This is a genomic window from Roseomonas fluvialis (genome assembly GCF_022846615.1).
GTDB classification, from domain to species: Bacteria; Pseudomonadota; Alphaproteobacteria; order Acetobacterales; family Acetobacteraceae; genus Neoroseomonas; species Neoroseomonas fluvialis.
The window spans coordinates 4,093,099-4,111,452 of sequence record NZ_AP025637.1 but is presented as its reverse complement, the minus strand read 5'-3'; the positions used below and the strand labels follow the sequence as shown (position 1 = coordinate 4,111,452).

General features: G+C 66.3%; 8 protein-coding genes. 5 read left to right on the top strand and 3 right to left on the bottom strand.

Annotated elements, in window-relative coordinates; translation table 11 throughout:
* Positions 1-658 precede the first annotated feature (658 nt).
* Positions 659-1,054: a hypothetical protein gene (locus MWM08_RS19690; RefSeq protein WP_244408217.1), complete on the bottom strand. Its 396-nt coding sequence runs from the start codon at positions 1,052-1,054 to the stop codon at positions 659-661.
* Positions 1,055-1,081: 27 nt separating this feature from the next.
* Between MWM08_RS19690 and MWM08_RS19685 the strand changes: the two genes are divergently transcribed.
* Positions 1,082-6,364 (top strand): peroxidase family protein, encoded by a 5,283-nt coding sequence (locus MWM08_RS19685; protein ID WP_244408216.1) that lies wholly within the window; start codon positions 1,082-1,084, stop codon positions 6,362-6,364.
* 586 nt (positions 6,365-6,950) lie between these two features.
* Here the strand turns inward: MWM08_RS19685 and MWM08_RS19680 are convergent.
* On the bottom strand, positions 6,951-8,354 hold the full coding sequence (locus tag MWM08_RS19680; protein WP_244408215.1) for a GntR family transcriptional regulator: 1,404 nt from the start codon (positions 8,352-8,354) through the stop codon (positions 6,951-6,953).
* Positions 8,355-8,514: 160 nt separating this feature from the next.
* On the opposite strand from MWM08_RS19680, the gene dctP reads away from it, so the two are divergent.
* From dctP to MWM08_RS19660, 4 genes are all read left to right on the top strand, one after another.
* On the top strand, positions 8,515-9,510 hold the full coding sequence (dctP, locus tag MWM08_RS19675; RefSeq protein ID WP_244408214.1) for a TRAP transporter substrate-binding protein DctP: 996 nt from the start codon (positions 8,515-8,517) through the stop codon (positions 9,508-9,510).
* A 63-nt stretch (positions 9,511-9,573) separates the two neighbouring features.
* On the top strand, positions 9,574-10,074 hold the full coding sequence (locus MWM08_RS19670; RefSeq protein ID WP_244408213.1) for a TRAP transporter small permease: 501 nt from the start codon (positions 9,574-9,576) through the stop codon (positions 10,072-10,074).
* Positions 10,071-11,372 carry a TRAP transporter large permease gene (locus MWM08_RS19665; RefSeq protein WP_244408212.1) on the top strand — a complete coding sequence of 434 codons (1,302 nt, stop codon included), beginning with the start codon at positions 10,071-10,073 and terminating at the stop codon, positions 11,370-11,372. Before MWM08_RS19670 ends, MWM08_RS19665 begins: the two co-directional genes overlap by 4 nt.
* A gap of 37 nt (positions 11,373-11,409) precedes the next feature.
* Positions 11,410-11,847, top strand: a complete 438-nt coding sequence (locus MWM08_RS19660; protein ID WP_244408211.1) for a type II 3-dehydroquinate dehydratase — start codon at positions 11,410-11,412, stop codon at positions 11,845-11,847.
* Between the two features lie 151 nt (positions 11,848-11,998).
* Here the strand turns inward: MWM08_RS19660 and MWM08_RS19655 are convergent, their stop codons facing one another.
* Complete coding sequence (locus tag MWM08_RS19655; RefSeq protein ID WP_244408210.1) at positions 11,999-17,689, bottom strand: peroxidase family protein; 5,691 nt, start codon at positions 17,687-17,689, stop codon at positions 11,999-12,001.
* Between the last annotated feature and the right edge of the window lie 665 nt (positions 17,690-18,354).

Genomic DNA, 18,354 nt, shown 5'->3' with positions numbered 1-18,354 from the left:
CGCCCCCACCGTCGACGCCAGCGCCGCCGGGGGGCCATCGAGAAGGCGGGAGCTGCCTCGGGCGCACTGCCTTCCGAAAAGGCGGTGCCGGCAGTCATGCGATGCACTGGAGGCATGTGCAGGGCGGCCGCTGAGTCCCGGCGGCTGCGACGCCCGGTCGGCGGGGCCTCACCCGATCCGGTCGGTTGGGTCTCGGTCGTGTGCCAGCGGGCGGGGCGGCAGGTTCCCAGGCGGCAAAACGTCAACGGCCGCTCTCGGAAATGTGATGAACAAAAAATTAACGAACGCGTGTTCACTTATTCCGAAAGCGATACGTTATATGCAGGAAAGCCATAGGGTTTGGATCGAAGCCTACGGCTGAAAAACTAAATAGTTGATTTGATCCGCACCGCAACGGTGCAGATGCAACCCTGAATTAGTAGATGTTTGGAAGCTCTAACGATTACGAATCTGTCAGGCGGGAGTCGTATTCGAGTGCTGCCTAATAGCGTTCCGTATGGATTGTCATGAAGCGATGCTTTCATGGCAATTTGATTGAGTTTTTCCGGGGAGAAATCTGATAATGGTCACTCTTGTTAAAGAAGATCTGTCGTTTATCCTCCGGCAAATTCAGATCGCCGAGGCGCATGCAGCTGGAGCAAATCTTACAGATTTTATTTCAAGCCCGCTGCTGCCATTCGGGCTGCGGACAGTCGACGGTAGCTTTAACAATATTGTCCCAGGGCGTGAAACCTGGGGTGCGTCCGGGCAGCCATTCATTTTTCTGGCTGGTGGGCCAAACTATAATAACGATGACGACGGCGATTCCATTAACCTTGGGCCGGGCTTCACTGTCACGAACACCGACTACGGCAATTCCGGCAGCGTCGCGGACGCCGACCCGCGCATCATCTCGAACCTGATCGTCGACCAGACGCTGGAGAACCCGGCCGCCCTTCGCGCGGCCCTGCAGCATGGTGGACTCTCGGGTCAGGCGCTCCTCAACGCCGAGGCCGCAGTCCGCGCCGCCTACGAGACCAAGCAAGATGCCGCCGACGCACTCGCCGACGCGCATGCGGCATTCGTCGCCGCTGAGCAGGCCGTGACCCTGGCCTCCGAGGCGCTTGATGGCGCGAGCCCGGAGGAAGTGGAGGGCCTGCAGGCTGCGCTCGCCGCGGCCGAGGAGCATCGCGACGCGGCGGAGGTCGCGAAGGTTGCCGCGACGTCAGCCGCCACGGGCGCGGGCACAAGCCTGGTAAATTTGCTCAAGACGTACGACGTCGAAATGTCGGGCGACAGTCTGGTCCTACCCAACGTCGCGCCCGACGAAGGACTTTCCGCCCCCTACAATTCTTGGTTCACGCTGTTCGGCCAGTTCTTCGACCACGGGCTCGATCTCGTGCAGAAGGGCGGGAATGGAACCGTCTATATTCCGCTGCAGCCCGACGACCCCCTGTACCGGGCCCCCGCCGGGGAAGATGGCGTCCTCGGCACGGAGGATGACGTCCACACCAACTTCATGGCAGTGACGCGTACCAACGGCCCCGAGGCCGCCAACCTCACGACGCCCTGGGTCGACCAGAACCAGACCTACACATCCCACCCGTCGCACCAGGTCTTCCTGCGCGAATACGAGATGGTCGGGGGGCGGCCCGTCGCGACCGGCCGCCTGCTGGACGGCGCCGATGGCGGCCTGGCCACGTGGGCCGACGTGAAGGCGCAGGCGCGCGACTTCCTTGGTATCAACCTGACGGACGACTTCGTCACCGGCGTGCCGCTGATCAAGACCGATCCTTACGGGAAATTTATTCCGAGCACCGACGGTTTCCCCCAGGTCGTCTTCCTGGTGCAGGACCCGCCTGGCTCCGGCGTCTACGTCGAGCAAACCGACTCTGGCACGCCCGACGCGCCACTCAACATTGCCGGCGCGGCGCGCATCGCCAACGCATTCCTTGACGACATCGCGCATGATGCCGCGCCGGTGCTGCTCGGCGGGGAGCTCCAGGACGACGACGACGACGTCGTCGGCTACGCCGGCGGCACCTTCCAGGGCCGCAATACCAGCTACGACAACGAACTGCTCGACGCCCATTTCGTCACCGGCGATGGCCGCGGCAACGAGAACATCGGCCTGACCGCCGTCCACCATGTCTTCCACTCGGAGCACAACCGCCTGGTCGACCAGGTTAAGCAGGTGGTGCTCGCCAGCGAGGACCTCGAATTCATCAACGCGTGGCTGTCCGTGCCCGTGACGGAGCTGCCCGCGCCGGACGCGGAGCTTGCCTGGAACGGCGAGCGCCTGTTCCAGGCGGCGCGCTTCACAACCGAGATGCAGTACCAGCACCTCGTGTTCGAGGAGTTCGCCCGCAAGGTCCAGCCCGATATCGATGTCTTCATGGTGCAGCCGAATGTCGAGCTGAACCCGCAGATCTTCGCCGAATTCGCGCATGTCGTGTACCGCTTCGGCCACTCGATGCTGAACGAGACGGTGGATCGCGTCACCGAGGACGGCAACAGCGACGCGAGCATGACGCTGTTCGATGCCTTCCTCAATCCGCTCGCGTTCAACGATCTCGATGGGCAGGCGGTCAATGCCGAGGTGGGCGCCGGCGCCATCATCCGCGGCATGACCGGACAGGTCGGCAACGAGATCGACGAATTCGTCACCGACGCGCTGCGCAACAACCTGCTCGGGCTGCCGCTCGACCTGGCCGCCATCAACATTGCCCGCGCCCGCGAAGCGGGGATGCCCACCCTCAATGAGGCACGGGCGCAGTTCCAGGAGCTCGCCGGCGGGGATACGCAGCTCACGCCCTACACGAGCTGGGCGGACTTCGCGCTGAACCTGAAGAACCCCGCCTCGATCGTGAACTTCATCGCGGCCTACGGCACGCATGCCAGCATCGAGGCGGAGGAGACCGCCGCCGGCAAGCGTGAGGCGGCGCTGAAGCTGGTGATGGGTGGGGTTGGCGCTCCCGCGGACCGCGTCCAGTTCCTCAATGCGCAGGGCGACTATGCTGGCGGTGCGCTCGGCGGCCTGCAGAACGTCGATTTCTGGATCGGCGGCCTGGCCGAAAAGAAGATGGCCTTCGGCGGCATGCTGGGCTCGACCTTCTCCTTCGTGTTCGAACTGCAGATGGAGAACCTGCAGAACGCCGACCGCTTCTACTACCTGTCGCGCACGCAGGGCATGAACCTGCTGACCGAGCTCGAGAACAACTCGCTGGCCAAGATCGTCCAGCGCAACACCGATCTCGGCGAGACCATGTTCGCCCTGCCGGCGGACATCTTCGCGGTGCCCGACTTCACCTTCTATGTCGACCTCGCGAAGCAGCAGGCCTTCGGCCACCAGGACCCGGAGCACGACGACCCGGTCCTGCAGGCGCTGTCGAACAAGGTCGAGCGCGGTGTCACCGAGAACGGCGACAAGTACATCCGCTTCAATGGCCTCGAGCACGTGGTGATCGCCGGTACCGAGAACGACGACAGCATCGTCTCCGGCGGTGGCGACGATGGCGTCTGGGGCTTCGACGGCAACGACACCATCGAGGCCGGCTACGGCGTCGACAAGATCATGGGCGGTGACGGCGACGACATCATCACCAACGCCGGCACCGACATCGGCGAGACTGACATGCTGCACGGCGATGACGGTAACGACGTCATTCATGGCGGCAGCGGCCTGTCGCTGATCTTCGGCGGCAAGGGGCAGGACGCCATCATCCTCGGGCCCGACGGGTCCGAAGCCCGCAGCGGCACTGGCAACGACTTCGTCATCGGTCGCGAGGGCTCCGACGTCATCTTCGGCAACGAGGGCGACGACTGGGTCGAGGCGGGGGCCAATTTCGACTACATCGCCGGCGACAACGGCGACATCTTCTTCAACTCGCCCATCATCGGCCATGACGTGCTGAACGGCGGGTCCGGCGACACCGACTACGACGCCGACAGCGGCGACGACATCATGTTCGGTGGCGAAGGCATCCAGAAGTTCATCGGCATGTGGGGCTTCGACTGGTCCATCTACAAAGGCCAGCTCACGCCCGCCGTCGCGGACATGAACATCCGCGTCTTCACGACGTTGCCCGAGGAAGTCCTGCGCGACCGCTTCAGCGAGGTCGAGGCCGCGTCCGGCTGGGACAACGACGACGTGTTGCGCGGGGATGACCGCGCCTACGACGTCAACATCGCGGTCAACGGCACGCTCGATCCGACGCCCGAGGGGAACTTCGCCTTCAACGAGCTCACGCAGGAAGGCATCGATCGCATCGCCGGACTCAACGCGATCGTCACGCCAGACCTGCTGCATGAGGTCCAGCTCTTCGACCCGGTCACGCTCGAGACCATCGAAGGTGCCGGGGGCACGATCATGGGCTTCGCCGCCGGCAACATCCTGCTGGGCGGCGGCGGCAGCGACACCATCGAGGGGCGCGGCGGCGACGACATCATCGACGGCGACGCTTGGCTCGACGTGCGGATCAACGTGATGGGGACCGGCGCCGACAGCCTGACCATCCTCGAATCCGTCGACAGCCTGGCCGATATCCAGGATCGGCTGCTCAACGGCACCATCAATCCCGGCCAGCTACAGATCGCGCGCGAGATCCGCTACGCGAATGCGGCAGGTGACGTCGACGTCGCAGTCTTCTCGGGGGATTTCGACGAGTATGCCGTGACGGTCAACGCGGACGGGTCCGTCACCGTCGCGCATGACGGCGGCGCCGGCGTCGATGGCACCGACACGCTGCGCAACATCGAACTGCTGGAGTTCAACGACAGGGACCTGGCGCCCGCGAACGGCAGCTTCACGCTGGACGACCTGACGCCGACGCAGACGCAGATACTGACGGTGACGCTGGCCGATCCGGATGGCGTCCAGTCCTCGGCGATCACCTGGGAGGCGCTGACCGCGCCCAACACGTGGACCGCGGTCGGCACCGGGGCCACCTTTACGCCTGGCGCGACGGAAATGGGCCGGGTGCTGCGTGTCAGCGCGCAGTACACGGACAGCCTTGGAATCGTGACCAACATTGCGCCGATCGTGACCGGTGTCGTCGGCGGGTACTTCTCCGGGAGCGCCGCTGGCCAGCTGACGACGATGACGGCCTCGTCGGACCTCGCCTTCGGCAATGCGGGGCACGACACCATCCTCGGCGATGCGGGCGACGATACGCTCAACGGTGGCACCGGAAACGACTCGCTGCAGGGCGGCGCCGGTGCGGATCTGCTCCGCGGCGAGATCGGCAACGACACACTCGATGGCGGCGGCGAAGCCGATCGCCTTGAAGGCGGCGCGGGCAACGACTCGCTGTTCGGCGGCGATGGGATGGACCAACTGCTGGGCGACGTCGGCAACGACACGCTGGATGGTGGCATCGGCGCCGACGTGCTTGAGGGTGGCACGGGCAACGACGTCTATGTTGTGGATGATGTCGGCGACCAGGTGGTCGAGGTTTCGGGCGGAGGTAGCGACCTGGTCCGCACGACGCTCGCGACGTACACCCTGGGGGCCAACGTCGAGAACCTCACCTACACCGGCGCGCTCGACTTCACGGGCTACGGCAACAACCTGTCGAACGTCATCACCGGCGGTGCGGCCAACAACGTGCTGTATGGGGCTGGCGGCAACGACCGGATGAGCGGATTGGGCGGTCATGACTCGCTGTTCGGCGAGGCTGGCAACGACAGCCTGCTCGGCGGTGAGGGTGACGACACGCTTGATGGCGGCGTGGGTGTGGACACGCTGAATGGCGGGGCCGGCAACGACTACTACGTGGTCGACAATGTGCTGGATGTGGTGATCGACACCGCCGGCAACGACACGGTCGAGACGACGCTCGCCAACTTCACGCTCACCGGTTCGCTCGAGCGCCTGTACTACGCCGGCAGCGGCAATTTTGTCGGCACGGGCAACGGGCTCGCCAACGAGATCCGCGGCGGCGACGGCAACGATACGCTGAGCGGCGGCGCCGGGCACGACACGCTGGTGGGCGGGGACGGCAACGACGAGATCGACGGCGGGAGCGGCAACGACGTGCTGCGCGGCGGTGTCGGCAACGACACCATCGTCGGCGGGCTCGGCGGGGATACGATCGAAGGCGGCGAGGGCGATGACATCTTGCTCGGCGGAGCCGGTGCGGATGTGTTTGTCTTCTCGGCCGGTTTCGGCAACGACGTGATCGAGGGCTACGCGTTCCTGCCGGGTGAGACGCAGGATCGCATCGACATCCGGAGCTACGGCTTCACGGTCGAGGAGTTCAATCTGGGCGTCGAAATCCAGATCACCGGAGACACTTCCCAGACGGTGATCACGATCGGCAGCGACGAGATCCTCCTCGCGGGTGTGGACGTCGCGACCGTCAATCAGACGGACTTCATCCTCTAGCACGTCGCATGGTCAGCCAGCACGCCGCTGGCTGACCATCGCTGCCGCGCCTCAGGCAACATCGCCAGCTGCAGAGAGGCAAAGGGCGTAAGGTCGAATCAGTTTGGGCGGGCAACGACGGTTCGATGCCGGGGCGCCCCCCTGGTCTGCGTGACACGACCTGGTACGCGCGTCTGATAACAGCGCTGGCCGAACCGGCGCGGTTTTCGAGGCCTGAATTGAGCCAGCGCGTCGCTGTGCTCGCGACCTGATCGGCAGAGACGTCGCGGCCTCCCGGATGCTTTCGCTGTATCAGTGCGAGGGCGGGCTGCACGGGTTGCGGCTGATCTACCGGCGATCGACCTTGACCCGCTCAGACACGCTGCCGCGGCACCGCCGGAACCGCTGCCGCCTCCGAGTGCCGGGGCTTCGGCGGGCTGAACAACTCCGATCCCTGCGAACAGGCGGTGTGCCAAGCTGACGCCGCGTTCCGCCCGTGCACTGGGCGCGAACCGGCCGCCGCGCGCGGTCTGCACCACGTCGCGGACGTGCTCGCACGCGGCCCGCGCCCGCCTTGTGCTGGCGAACGTCGGCGCCGCAACACCGGTTACAGGCCGCCGCTCGACAGCGCGTGGTCCACGCCGCCCAGGATATGCGTGGCCAAGACATCGCGCGCCGCCGCAGCATCGCGCCGCAGGGCGCAGTCGCGCAGCGCCGCGTGCTCCCGCACCGCGATGTCGCCACGGAACCCGAGCGCGCGATTCTGGTAGCGCTGGTAGCGGTCGAACACCGCGGCATGGGTCGCCATGAGCGTGCGCGAACCGCAGGCGGAGATCAGGGTCTGGTGGAACTGGGAATCGAAGCGCCGCCACGGATCGAGAGCCGCAGCATCGCCTCCGCCCAGTCGTTCTTCCATCTGCGCGAGCCTGTGGTGGGCAGCGACGACATGCGCCTCCCACTCGACATCGCCGGCGCGCAGCGCCTGGTCCAGCGCATGGCTCTCCAGCAGCAGCCGCAGCTTCGCAAGTTCGCGCAGTTCGTCGGCGCAGAAGGGCGCGACCTCGAAGCCGCGCTGCCCTTCGGCGAGAACGAGCCGCTCGACGACCAGCCGGTTGAGCGTCTCGCGCAGCGTGCCGATGCCGGCTCCATAGGCATCGCGCAGTGCCTCCAGCCGGAGCCGCTGCCCCGGCGCCAGCACATTGCGCAGGATATCGGTGCGGAGCAGCCGATAGGTGCGCTGCGCCGCGGTTTCGGGGGGCAGGGCAGGGGCATCGCCGGCCATCATGGGGCGACGGCCCTGTGGGGCGCGGGCGCTGTGTGGGGCGAAGGGCAGCAGCGCCCCGGTCTGCGCCACGTGCTCGACACAGCCGCCGACATGCTCGTCCAGCAGGCGGCAGGCCTGGTCGGCATCACGCGACAGAGCGCAGGCCAGCAACGCCTCGTGCTGCGCGGCCGCTACGCCGCCGCGGAACACCACCGCCACCATCTGGTAGCGCAGGTAGCGGTCATAGGCGGCAGCATAGGTCTCGCGCAGCACGGTCGACCCGCAGGCCTCGATCAGCGCAGCGTGGAATTCGCGGTCGTAGCGCTTCCAGAGCACGGGATCCGCGGGCTCGCCGGCCAGCAGGCGGCGTTCCAGCGCAGCCAGCTTGTGGTGGCCTCCGACGACGCGGCCTTCCCAGTCCAGGTCGCCCGCCGCGAAGGAGTCGCGGATTGCATTGCGCTCCAGCAGAAGCCGCAGGTCGGCAACCTCGGCGAAGTCCCGGGACGAGACCGGGGCGACGCTGAAGCCGCGCTGGCCTTCGGCAACGACGAACTCCTCGGACGCCAGGCGGGTCAGGGCTTCCCGCAGCGTGCTGACCCCCGCGCCGTAGATCGGTCGTAGCCCCTCGAGGCCGAGCTTCTGCCCCGGCGCAAGCCGGCCGGCGATGACATCGGCACGCAGGCGGCGATAGGCCGCCTCGCCGGTCGTGCCGGATGCCTCCAGGGCAGTGCCGCCCGCGGTGGTCATGCCGTCTCCTTTCGCGTCGGTCGGAGTATCGGTCGCGGTCCGGGCGCACACAATATGTGAGCTTTTAGCAAATCTCATACATAAGGCTCAGAGACTCTTGATCTGGGAAATCCCCACACGTAGCCTGAAGGCCAACAAGACACAGGGAAAAGGAAACGCCATGTCGTCGCCCATCGGCCGCCGTGCCGTGCTGGCCGCTGCCGCTGCCGCTGTCCTCGCCGCCGCGCCCGTTTCCGGCGCCAATGCGCAGGCCCGCCGCCGGCTCCGCTTCACCGCCGTTTTCTCCGACCAGGACATCCGCGCCGAGGCGATGCGCGGCTTCCAGCGCGACCTCGCCAGCGAGTTCGATGTCGAGTTGCACCTGAACGCGACGCTGTTCCGCCAGGGCACGGAGCTGGTCGCGATCCAGCGCGGCAATGTGGAGATGGCGAACCTTTCGCCGCAGGACATCTCGCGGCAGATCCCGGCCTGGGCGGTGATGGCCTCAGCCTACCTGTTCCGTGACGCCGACCACATGCGCAAGGTCTTCGCCAGCCCGATCGGCACCGAGTTCAACCGCATGGCGCGTGAGCAGCTGAACGTTCACATCCTCGGCCCGCTTTATTTCGGCACGCGGCATGTGAACCTGCGCCCGCGCACGCGTATCGCGACACCGGCCGACATGCGCGGCCTGAAGCTGCGGATGCCGCCCGGGGAGACATGGCAGTTCCTGGGCGAGGCGCTGGGCGCCAACCCCACCCCGGTCGCCTTCGCCGAGCTCTACACCGCCTTGCAGACCGGCGCGGTGGATGGCCAGGACAACCCGCTGCCGACCAGCCGCACGATGCGCTTCCATGAAGTGACGACGCAATTCGTGCTGACCAGCCACCTCGTGGCCTACGACCTGCTCGCGGTCTCCGCGCGGGTCTGGGATGGCCTGACCCCGGCGCAGCAGCAGGCGCTGCAGGCCGCCGCCAACAAGGCGATCGACGAGAGCACGCGCCGCCATCTCGCGCAGGAGGAGGAGATGCTGGCCTTTTTCCGCAGCCAGAACCTCGAAGTCTATGCGCCGAACGTCGATGCCTTCAGGGCCGAGGCGCAACGCCGCTACCTCGCCTCTCCGCAGTCGCAGAGCTGGCCGCAGGGCATCCTCGAGCGCATCCAAGCGGTGCGTTGATCCCGTGCCGGGCGGCCGCCCCGTGCGACCGCCCGGTTGCCACGCCCTTCGGATGGTCCGGTCATGATGCCCCTCACGCGCCGCGCGCTCGACTGGGCCAGGCGGCGCGCCGAGAACGTGCTTGCCGCGCTGCTCGCGGCGATGTTCGTCGCCTTCATCATTCAGATCGTCATGCGCTACGCGCTGAATGCCCCGGTCGGCTGGACGACCGAGGTATCTACCCTCGCCTGGGTCTGGGGCATCCTCTGGGGCGCGGCCCTGGTGCTGACCGATGAGGAGGAGATCCGGTTCGACGTGATCTACGTCGCCATCCCGCCCCGGTTGCGGCGCCTGTGCGACATGGTCACCGGCAGCATCGTCGTCGCGGTCTTCACCTGGTCGCTGCCGGCGGTCTGGGACTACGTGACCTTCATGAAGGTGGAGCGATCCACCTATCTCGGCATCCGGTTCGACTGGCTCTACTCGGTATACCTGGTCTTCGCCGTCGCGATGATCATCCGCCACGCGGCGATCGTCTGGTACGCGGCGACAGGGCGGCGGCATGTGCCGGCGGACGGCGCGTGAACGCCGTCGATCCCTTCACGCTGGCGCTGCTGGCCATCATCGGGCTGTCGCTGCTCGGCCTGCCGATCGGGCTCGCGATGATCACCGGGTCAATCCTGTACCTGGCGGCCTCCGGGCAGGATATGTCGATCGCGGCGGAGCAGGTGCTGAACGGGCTGAACGGCAGCTACATCCTGCTAGCGGTGCCGCTGTTCATCTTCTCGGCCGGGTTGATGAATGCCGGCAGCATGACGGACCGGCTGCTGCGCTTCTGCAACCTGCTGGTCGGGCGCTTCCGCGGCGGGCTGGGGCACGTCAACGTCGTGCAGAGCGTTATCTTCGCGGGCATGTCGGGTTCGGCCATCGCCGATGCCGCGGGCAGCGGCAAGATCATCATCGACATGATGAAGCGCGGCGGCGCCTATCCGGCGAGCTATGCGGCCGCGATCACCGCGGCCACGGCGGTGATCGGTCCGATCATCCCGCCTTCCATCCCGATGGTGCTCTACGCGCTGATCTCCGACAGTTCGATCGGCTACCTGTTCCTCGGCGGTGTCGTGCCCGGGCTGCTGATGGCGCTGGCGCAGATGGGGATCAACAGCTGGATGGCGCATCGGCACGACTTCCCGGTGGCCGAGCGCGTCCCGCTGCGGGAGATCCCGCGCCTGACCTGGGATGCGGCGCCGGCGCTGCTGATGCCCGTGATCCTGCTCGGCGGCATCTATGGCGGCGTCATGACCCCGACCGAGGCGGCGGCCGTCGCGGCCGCCTATGCCTTCGTAGTCGCCGCCGTGGTCTATCGCAGCATCACCGCACGCGAGACCTATCGCACCGTGCTGGCCAGCGCGCGGTCCACCGCCGCGATCGGCATGCTGATCGCCGGCGCGCTCGCCTTCAACTACGTCGTCGCCAGCGAGAACATCCCGAACACCGTGCGCAACGTGCTCGCTGGCTGGGAGCTGTCGCAATGGCAGTTCCTGTTGGCGGTGAACCTGATCCTCCTGGTGCTCGGCTGCCTGCTGGAAGGCAGCACGATCCTGCTGGTGGTCGTGCCGGTGCTGATCCCGACCGCGCAGGCGCTGGGCGTGGACATGGTGCATTTCGGTGTCGTCGTTGTGGTGAACATCATGATCGGTCTGATCACGCCGCCGTACGGGCTCCTGCTGTTCATCGTGGCGAAGCTTTCGGACGCACCGCTCTCGGCCGTTGTGCGCCACACGCTTCCCTTCATCGCGGCGATGCTTGGCGCGCTCGCACTGATCACCTTCGTGCCTGAGCTGGTGCTCTGGCTCCCATGGCGGTTCGGGTACCAGGGCTGAGCGCGGCGCTTCGCCCCTGGAAGAAAAGGATACTGTGTTGTCCAGAACCATCCACGTGCTGAACGGCCCCAACCTGAACCGCCTCGGCAAACGGGAGCCGGAGATCTACGGCCACACCACACTCGCCGAGGTGGAGGCGATGTGCCGCGCCGCGGCAGGCGAGGACGCCGTGGTTTTCCGCCAGACCAACCATGAGGGGCAGCTCGTGGACTGGATCCACGAAGCGACGGACAGCGGCGCGGCCGGCATCGTGATCAACCCGGCCGGGCTGACCTTCACCTCCATCCCCGTGCTCGATGCCCTCAAGATGTTCGAAAGCCCGGTGATCGAGCTGCACATCTCGAACATCCACCGGCGCGAGGCGATCTATCATCGTTCGCTGGTTTCCGGCGTGGCGACCGCGGTGATCGCCGGCCTCGGCGCGCGAGGCTACGCGACTGCGGTGCGCGCCCTCCGCGACATCCTCGATGCCTGAGCCTGGCCGTCCGGCGGCTTCGTCCGGCCGGCGCCGCGCCCCAAGCAACACCTCCGCGACCGCTCGAACCCTGGCATAAGTTTCCGACCCCCTTCGGGACGCGCCGCGCGCGCTGTGTGGCACGGCGGCACGGCGCGCCCGGTCGGGTGCACTAGGCCAGGATGAAGTCGGCCTGCGTGATCGCGTTCGGAACGCTCCCGGAGACACCCGCGAGGAAGATCGAGTCCAGCCCGATAGTGACGCGCATCCCGGCACCATCGACGGCAATCGTCACAGAAGCCTCGAAGCTTGCCGCGGTGATGCCCAGGCCGCTGATGTCCAGCAGATCCTGCCCACCCGCCGGGTTGGCATCGAAGCCGGTGATCGTGTCGGCGCCGAAGCCCGCGCCGAAGATGAAGATGTCGTTGCCGGCGCCTCCGTTCATGGCGTCGTTGCCGGCGCCGCCCGTCAGGCGGTCGACCCCGCCATCGCCCGTGATGCTGTCATTGCCGGCACCACCGTTCAGGGTATCGTTGCCGAGGCCGCCGCTCATCACATCGTTGCCGTCGTCACCGACCAGGTTGTCGGTACCGCCCATGCCGCTCAGCGTGTCGTGGCCAGCGAGGCCCGTCAGGGTATTGGCGCCGCTCCCGCCGATGATGACGTTGTCGAGCGCATTGCCCGTGCCGCTGAATGCACCGCCGCCCGTGCGGGTCAGGTTCTCAACATTGGCTCCGAGCGTGTAGGTGGCGAGGTTTGTCCGGACCGTGTCGGTGCCGCCACCGATCGCTTCGCCGAACACCACGTCGCCTGCACTTCCGACGACATACAGGTCGTCGCCTGCGCCGCCCTCCATGGTGTCGTTGCCCGCGTTGCCGGCCAGCGTGTCGTTGCCGGCGCCGCCGACCAGTTCGTCGTTTCCGACGCCGCCATCGAGGCTGTCGTCGCCGCCACCGCCTTCCAGCGCATCGTTGCCGGACAGGCCGGCAAGGGTGTCGCCGCCGACGCCGCCGAGGATCGCGTTCGCGCCGTTGTTGCCGGACCCGGTGAAGGCGCCCGCGCCGCTGTAGGTCAGGTTCTCGATGTTCGTCGCGAGCGTATAGGCGCTGAGGCTCGTGACGACGCCATCATCCGCACCATTGCCCGCCCCGGCGCCTTCCGGCGCGATCACGTCACCGAGGGAATCGACGAAGTAGGTGTCGCTCCCGGCCCCCCCGGCCATGGCATCGTTGCCGCTCCCGCCATCCAGCGTATCGTTGCCGTTGCCGCCGTTCAGCGTGTCGTTGCCGGCATTGCCGAACAGCCTGTCATTGCCGCCGAGCGCGGAGGCATTGTCGTCCCCGGCGGTGCCGTTAAACGTGTCGACCCCGTTCCCGGCGCCGTTGCCGGCACCGAACAGGTCGCCCACCACGATGGTCGGCGCCGACACACGCTGCTCCGCGTAGCCCGAATTGTCGGTGAAGCTGACGACCACGCGCAGCGGGCCATTCACCTGCAGCTGCGTCGGCACGAAGGTGGCGCTGTTGGCCCCTGCGATGTTCACGAAACCGCCGCCTGCATCGTGCTGCCACTGGTAGGCGACGGTGGCCGCGTTGATGCCGCCATTGGCATCGGCGACGGTGCCCAGCGACGCGGTCAGCAGCTGGCCCTCGGTCGGCGACGTGTCGCTGATCGCCGGCGCCCCGGTCGCCGCCGTGTTGGAGATGTCGAGGTCCTGGTCGGTGAAGCGGAGCACCTCGATGTTGCTGATGGTGTCGACGCCATCGGCCTGCGTGCCTCCGGTATGGGAGACCGTCCGCCGGCCAAGCGCATCGAGGCCCAGGGTGTATTCGGCACGCGCGCCGGAGAACACCGCCACATCGATGTCGCCGGCGCCATCCGCCGTCAGGATCTCGCGCTGGATCTGCAGCTGCCCGGGATTGAAGGTCGCGTTGAACATGCGCGTGACCAGCTGGGTCATGCTGTCAGCCGTCGCGATCTCCGGCCCGGTGCCGTCGTTGTTTTGGCGGACGCTGATCCGCACGTTGAACCACTTGTCGCCATCGATGATATCGTTGCCGCCGCGGCCCTCGATGATGTCGGACCCGTCGCCGCCGAGGAGGATCTCGCCGTCGTCGAACAGCGTGACGCCGGCACCCACGACCGCCTGCAGGCCGGTGACCAGCGCGATGCCTTGCGCATCGAGCGCGCTGCCCAGGTAGCCATGTGTGCCGCCAGCGGCCAGCGTCTGGCCGATCTCGGCCGAGGTGTCGTCGGAGCCGCGCAGCGTGTCGCCGAAGCGCGAGCCGGACAGGCCCTCGACGGCGTCATAGACATCGAGCGCCGCATTCGACGGCGGGATCGGCGTTTCGTCGAATGCCAGGCGGAACAGGTCGGCATTCGTGCCGGCCGTGTTGTTCTTGTAGATCGTCCAGTCGAAGCCGGACATGCCGACCATCTTCCCGACGCCGGCACTGCCGACCATGACGTCGTCGCCGCCCTCGCCGATGAACTCGTCGAAGCCGCCGAGGCCGAAGAACACGTCGTTGCCGCGGATGCCGTCGCGCGCGAAGATCTCGTCGAAATTGTCGCCCGGCGCACCGTCGAAGGTGCCGTACTCGATCCAGTCGTCGCCCTCGTTGCCGAGGATGCGCTCGGCGGTGAGGTTGCCCAGGATGAAGTCGTTGCCTTCGCCGGCGAACACCTCGGTGCCGGCGTCGTTGCCCAGCACGATGAAGTCCTGGCCGCGGCCACCCATCACCAGGTCGAGCCCCGGGCCGGTGTTCGCGACGTCGTTGCCGTCGCCGAGCTTCATGTTGTCGTCGCCGCCCACGTCGCGAACGATGTCGTCGCCCGCGCCGGCATTGATGATGTCGTTGCCGGCACCGCCCTGGATCGTGTCATTCCCGCCGTCGCCATAGATGGCGTCGTCGCCTTCGCTGGCGGTCAGGATGTCGTTGCCCTCGGTGCCACCAAGGACGACATGCTCGTCGCCCGTGTAGCGCAGGTAGTTGGCGTCCGGACCGGCGGTGGCCGGATTGTTGCGGATGACAAGCGGCGTGAGCACGGTGCCCCCCGCCGGGTCGGCGGTCCCCAGGTCTGGGTTCCATTGCCTCGTCTGGTCGACCTCGAGAATCAGGCCAGGCGTCGAGAACACATCCGATGGCAAGTGCGTCGCATCGGTGTTGCGCATGATCATGGAGGCGAAGGAGTTGTTCTCCATCTCGCCGAACAGGTGCAGGCCATCCAGGCGCTGCAGGTAGTAGAAGCGGTCAGCGTTCTGCAGCTTCTCCATCTGCACTTCGAAGACGAAATTGAAGGTGGAACCCAGCATGCCGCCGAAGGGCAGGATCTTTTCGGCCAGGCCGCCGATCCACAGGTCGACGTTCTCGAGGCCACCGAGGGTGGACGCGTGGGCGCCGCGGCCGTTCAGGAAGTCCTCGGCATCGCCAGGTACGGCAAAGGTGCGGGACTCGTCCTCCGGTGTGTTCGGATCATCCACGCCGACGGTCTGCGCTTCTCCGAAGATGATCGCCATCGCCGCGGCGCGCTTGCCCTCCAGCGTCGTCTCGTTGGTGATTGACGTATGCGTCCCGTAGGCCGCGATGAAGTTGATGATCGAGGCCTCGTTCTTCAGGTTGCTCGCGAAGTCGATCCAGCTCTCATAGGGTCGCAGCATCGAATCGTTATTGGTCGCTTCGTAGAACTCGCGCCGTGCCTCGTTCAGCGTCGGCACGCCTGTATCGCGCCCGCGGGCCAGGTTGATGGTCGCGAGGTCGAGCGGCAGGCCCAGCAAGTTGTTGCGCAGGGCGCTCGTGACGAACTCGTCGATCTCGTTGCCGACCTGGCGCGTCATGCCGCGGATGATGTCGCCCGCCGCCAGCCCGTCCTCGACGCCGTTGGTCGTCGTGAAGGCGGCCGGATTGAGGAAGCCGTCGACCAGGCTGATGTGATCGGCGTTGAAGGACGGGTCGAAGCGGTCGATCGATTCCGTGAGCATCGAATGCCCGAAGCGATAGACCACATGCGCGAACTCGGCGACGATGTCCGGGTTGATCGTGGTGTCGAAGCCATCCGGTACGATGAAGAAATCGACCTGCGGCTGGACCTTACGGGCAAATTCCTCGAACACCAGGTGCTGGTACTGCATCTCGGTGCCGAACTTCGCCGCCTGGAACAGGCGTTCGCCATCCCAGGCGAGGCTGTTGACGGCCGCTCCCTGCGGCACCACCGCCACGTCGACAGCAAGCCATTCATTGAGGAAGGCGACCGCTTCAGCCTGGGATGCGCCGCCGGCGAGCATCGCCACGGCATCGGCGAGCACGACGCTCTTGGTGTGTTCGACCAGGCGGTTGTGTTCCGAGTGGAACACGTGGTGCACCGCAGTCAGCCCGATGTTCTCGTTGACGCGCCCGTCGCCCGCCATGAAGTGCGCGTCCAGCAATTCGTTGTCGTAGACGTCCGGGTTGTTGCCCGGATTGGCGAGGCCGATCGTGACGTCGCCGTCGTCGATGCCCTTCGGAACCGCGTCGTGCGCGATGTCTGCGAGGAAGGCATGGTTCGTCCGGATCGCCGTGTCCAGCGTGACAGGCGCGCCCGGCGTGCCCGATATGGTGATGTCGTCGGCGGTATTCGGGATGCCGTCCAGGCCCACGCCGGTGATGACCTGGGGGAAGCCGGTGTCGGGGTGCGGGATGAAGTTCCCGTACTGATCCGTCCGGAGAAGCGGAACGCTACCGACGTCCTGGTCCGTCAGCGTGATGCCGAGCATCGCAAGCGCCTGGGCCTTGACCTCGCCCCAGGTCGCCATACCGCCATTCAGGCCTTCGATCAGCTTCCCTGTTGCGACCGGCTGCCCATCGGTATTCAGCACATACTCGCGCAGGAACACCTGGTGCGACGGGTGCGAGGTGTAGGTCTGGTTCTGGTCGACATAGGAGGTGGTGGTGTTGACCGGCCCCACATCGTCGGCGGTTCCCATGATGCCGTCCGTACCGGCCGAGACGGTCGCGCGCGTCAGCACCATGAAGTTGGTGTCGCTGCCCTCGACATAAAGCGGATCATCCGCCTGCAGCGGGATGAAGACGGTGCCGCTGCCGCCCTTGTTCACCAGGTCGAGCCCGTGGTCGAAGAACTGGCCGAACAGCGTGAACCAGGAGTTGAACGATGCCGACAGGCCGACATCGGGGGAGATGTTCGGCAAGTGGACGTTGTCGCCGTCCATCGCGATGCCGAACGGCACAAGGGCGGCGTCACGCACTGTACGTGCTGCCTCTAGATCGTTCAGCGCCGCGGCATGGGCTGCGGCCGCGACGACGACCGCAGCCTGTGCCGCGTCGAGTGCCGTCTGCTGTTCGGGCGTCAGCTCCCCGCCAGGCGGGGCGGGATCACTGAGCTCGTTCGCCAGCGCTTCCGCATTCTGCAACGCAACGCGCGCCTGATACTCGGCGTCGGACGCTGGCTTGAACGCCTGGTAGATCGTGGTGACCAGAGCGACGTTGTCGAGCGTCGGCGCCCTGACGCCGCCACGTTCCAGCGCCTCGAGGATTGCAGCCGGATTGCCCAGCGTCTGATCGACGATCAGGTTGGAGATGGTCCGCAGGCTGGGGTCGAAGACGATCGAGGCCGGATTGTTCGACGGGGTATAGCCCGGTGCATAGGAGGGATCGACGAGCGCAGGGAACTGCACGTCGGAGGCGCCCCAGTTCTCCTGTCCGGGAAGCAGATGGTTGTAGGTGCCATCGACGGTCCGCAGACCGAAGCTCACATTGTAGGCGGGCACGAGCCCGCCCGGGCCGAACAATGGCGCGCCCGCCGCGTGCTGCTCGGCGATCTTGATCTGGTCGAGGATGAACTCCAGGTCGCTGCGGATGTAGGTGACCATGATCGAGATCCTCCGGCCGGGTGCTGCGCGAAGCCGCGGTGGATCCGACGGTCGCGGAAAGCGGAATGTCGTCGGGTCACTGTCCGCCGCGCCCGGGCCGGAATGCCATACGGGCTGAGGACTCGTTCGATGCGACTGAGGTCTCACGGGCGTTCAGACCAAGGGCTTCAGACCTAAGGCTGACGTCACGCGCGCGCGCATCGTCCGCGGCGCGAACGCGCGCGATGCGACGTGATGCGCATCGCCCGTGGATGCGTATCGTGATGCCGGTCAGCCTCCGCCACCGTCTTACGTGTCGTGGCGTCGCACGGCGCAAGGACCTGCCGGTTCGCGCCTGACGCGCAGCGCTGCGGGCGGACGAACACGCTGCGGCCCGCGCCGCGCACCGCAGCCGCGATTGCGCATGTGCGTCCGGCCCAGCACGCTCCGGCGGATCGCTACGTCACAACAAAAAGATACGGAATCACGGACAACTGCGCCCCGCGATGCGTTGTACCGACCTATTCAATCATGTTGCTGGAAGTGGCCTGGTGCGCGTACAAAAGATGTGGAGAGGGATGATTACGCAGAAAAAAACTAATGAATAGAGACGACAAAAAGAAACACACGGAAAAAGTGCAGAAGAAATCATATCATGCGTATTCAACCAAAGGGGCAAGTTGGCG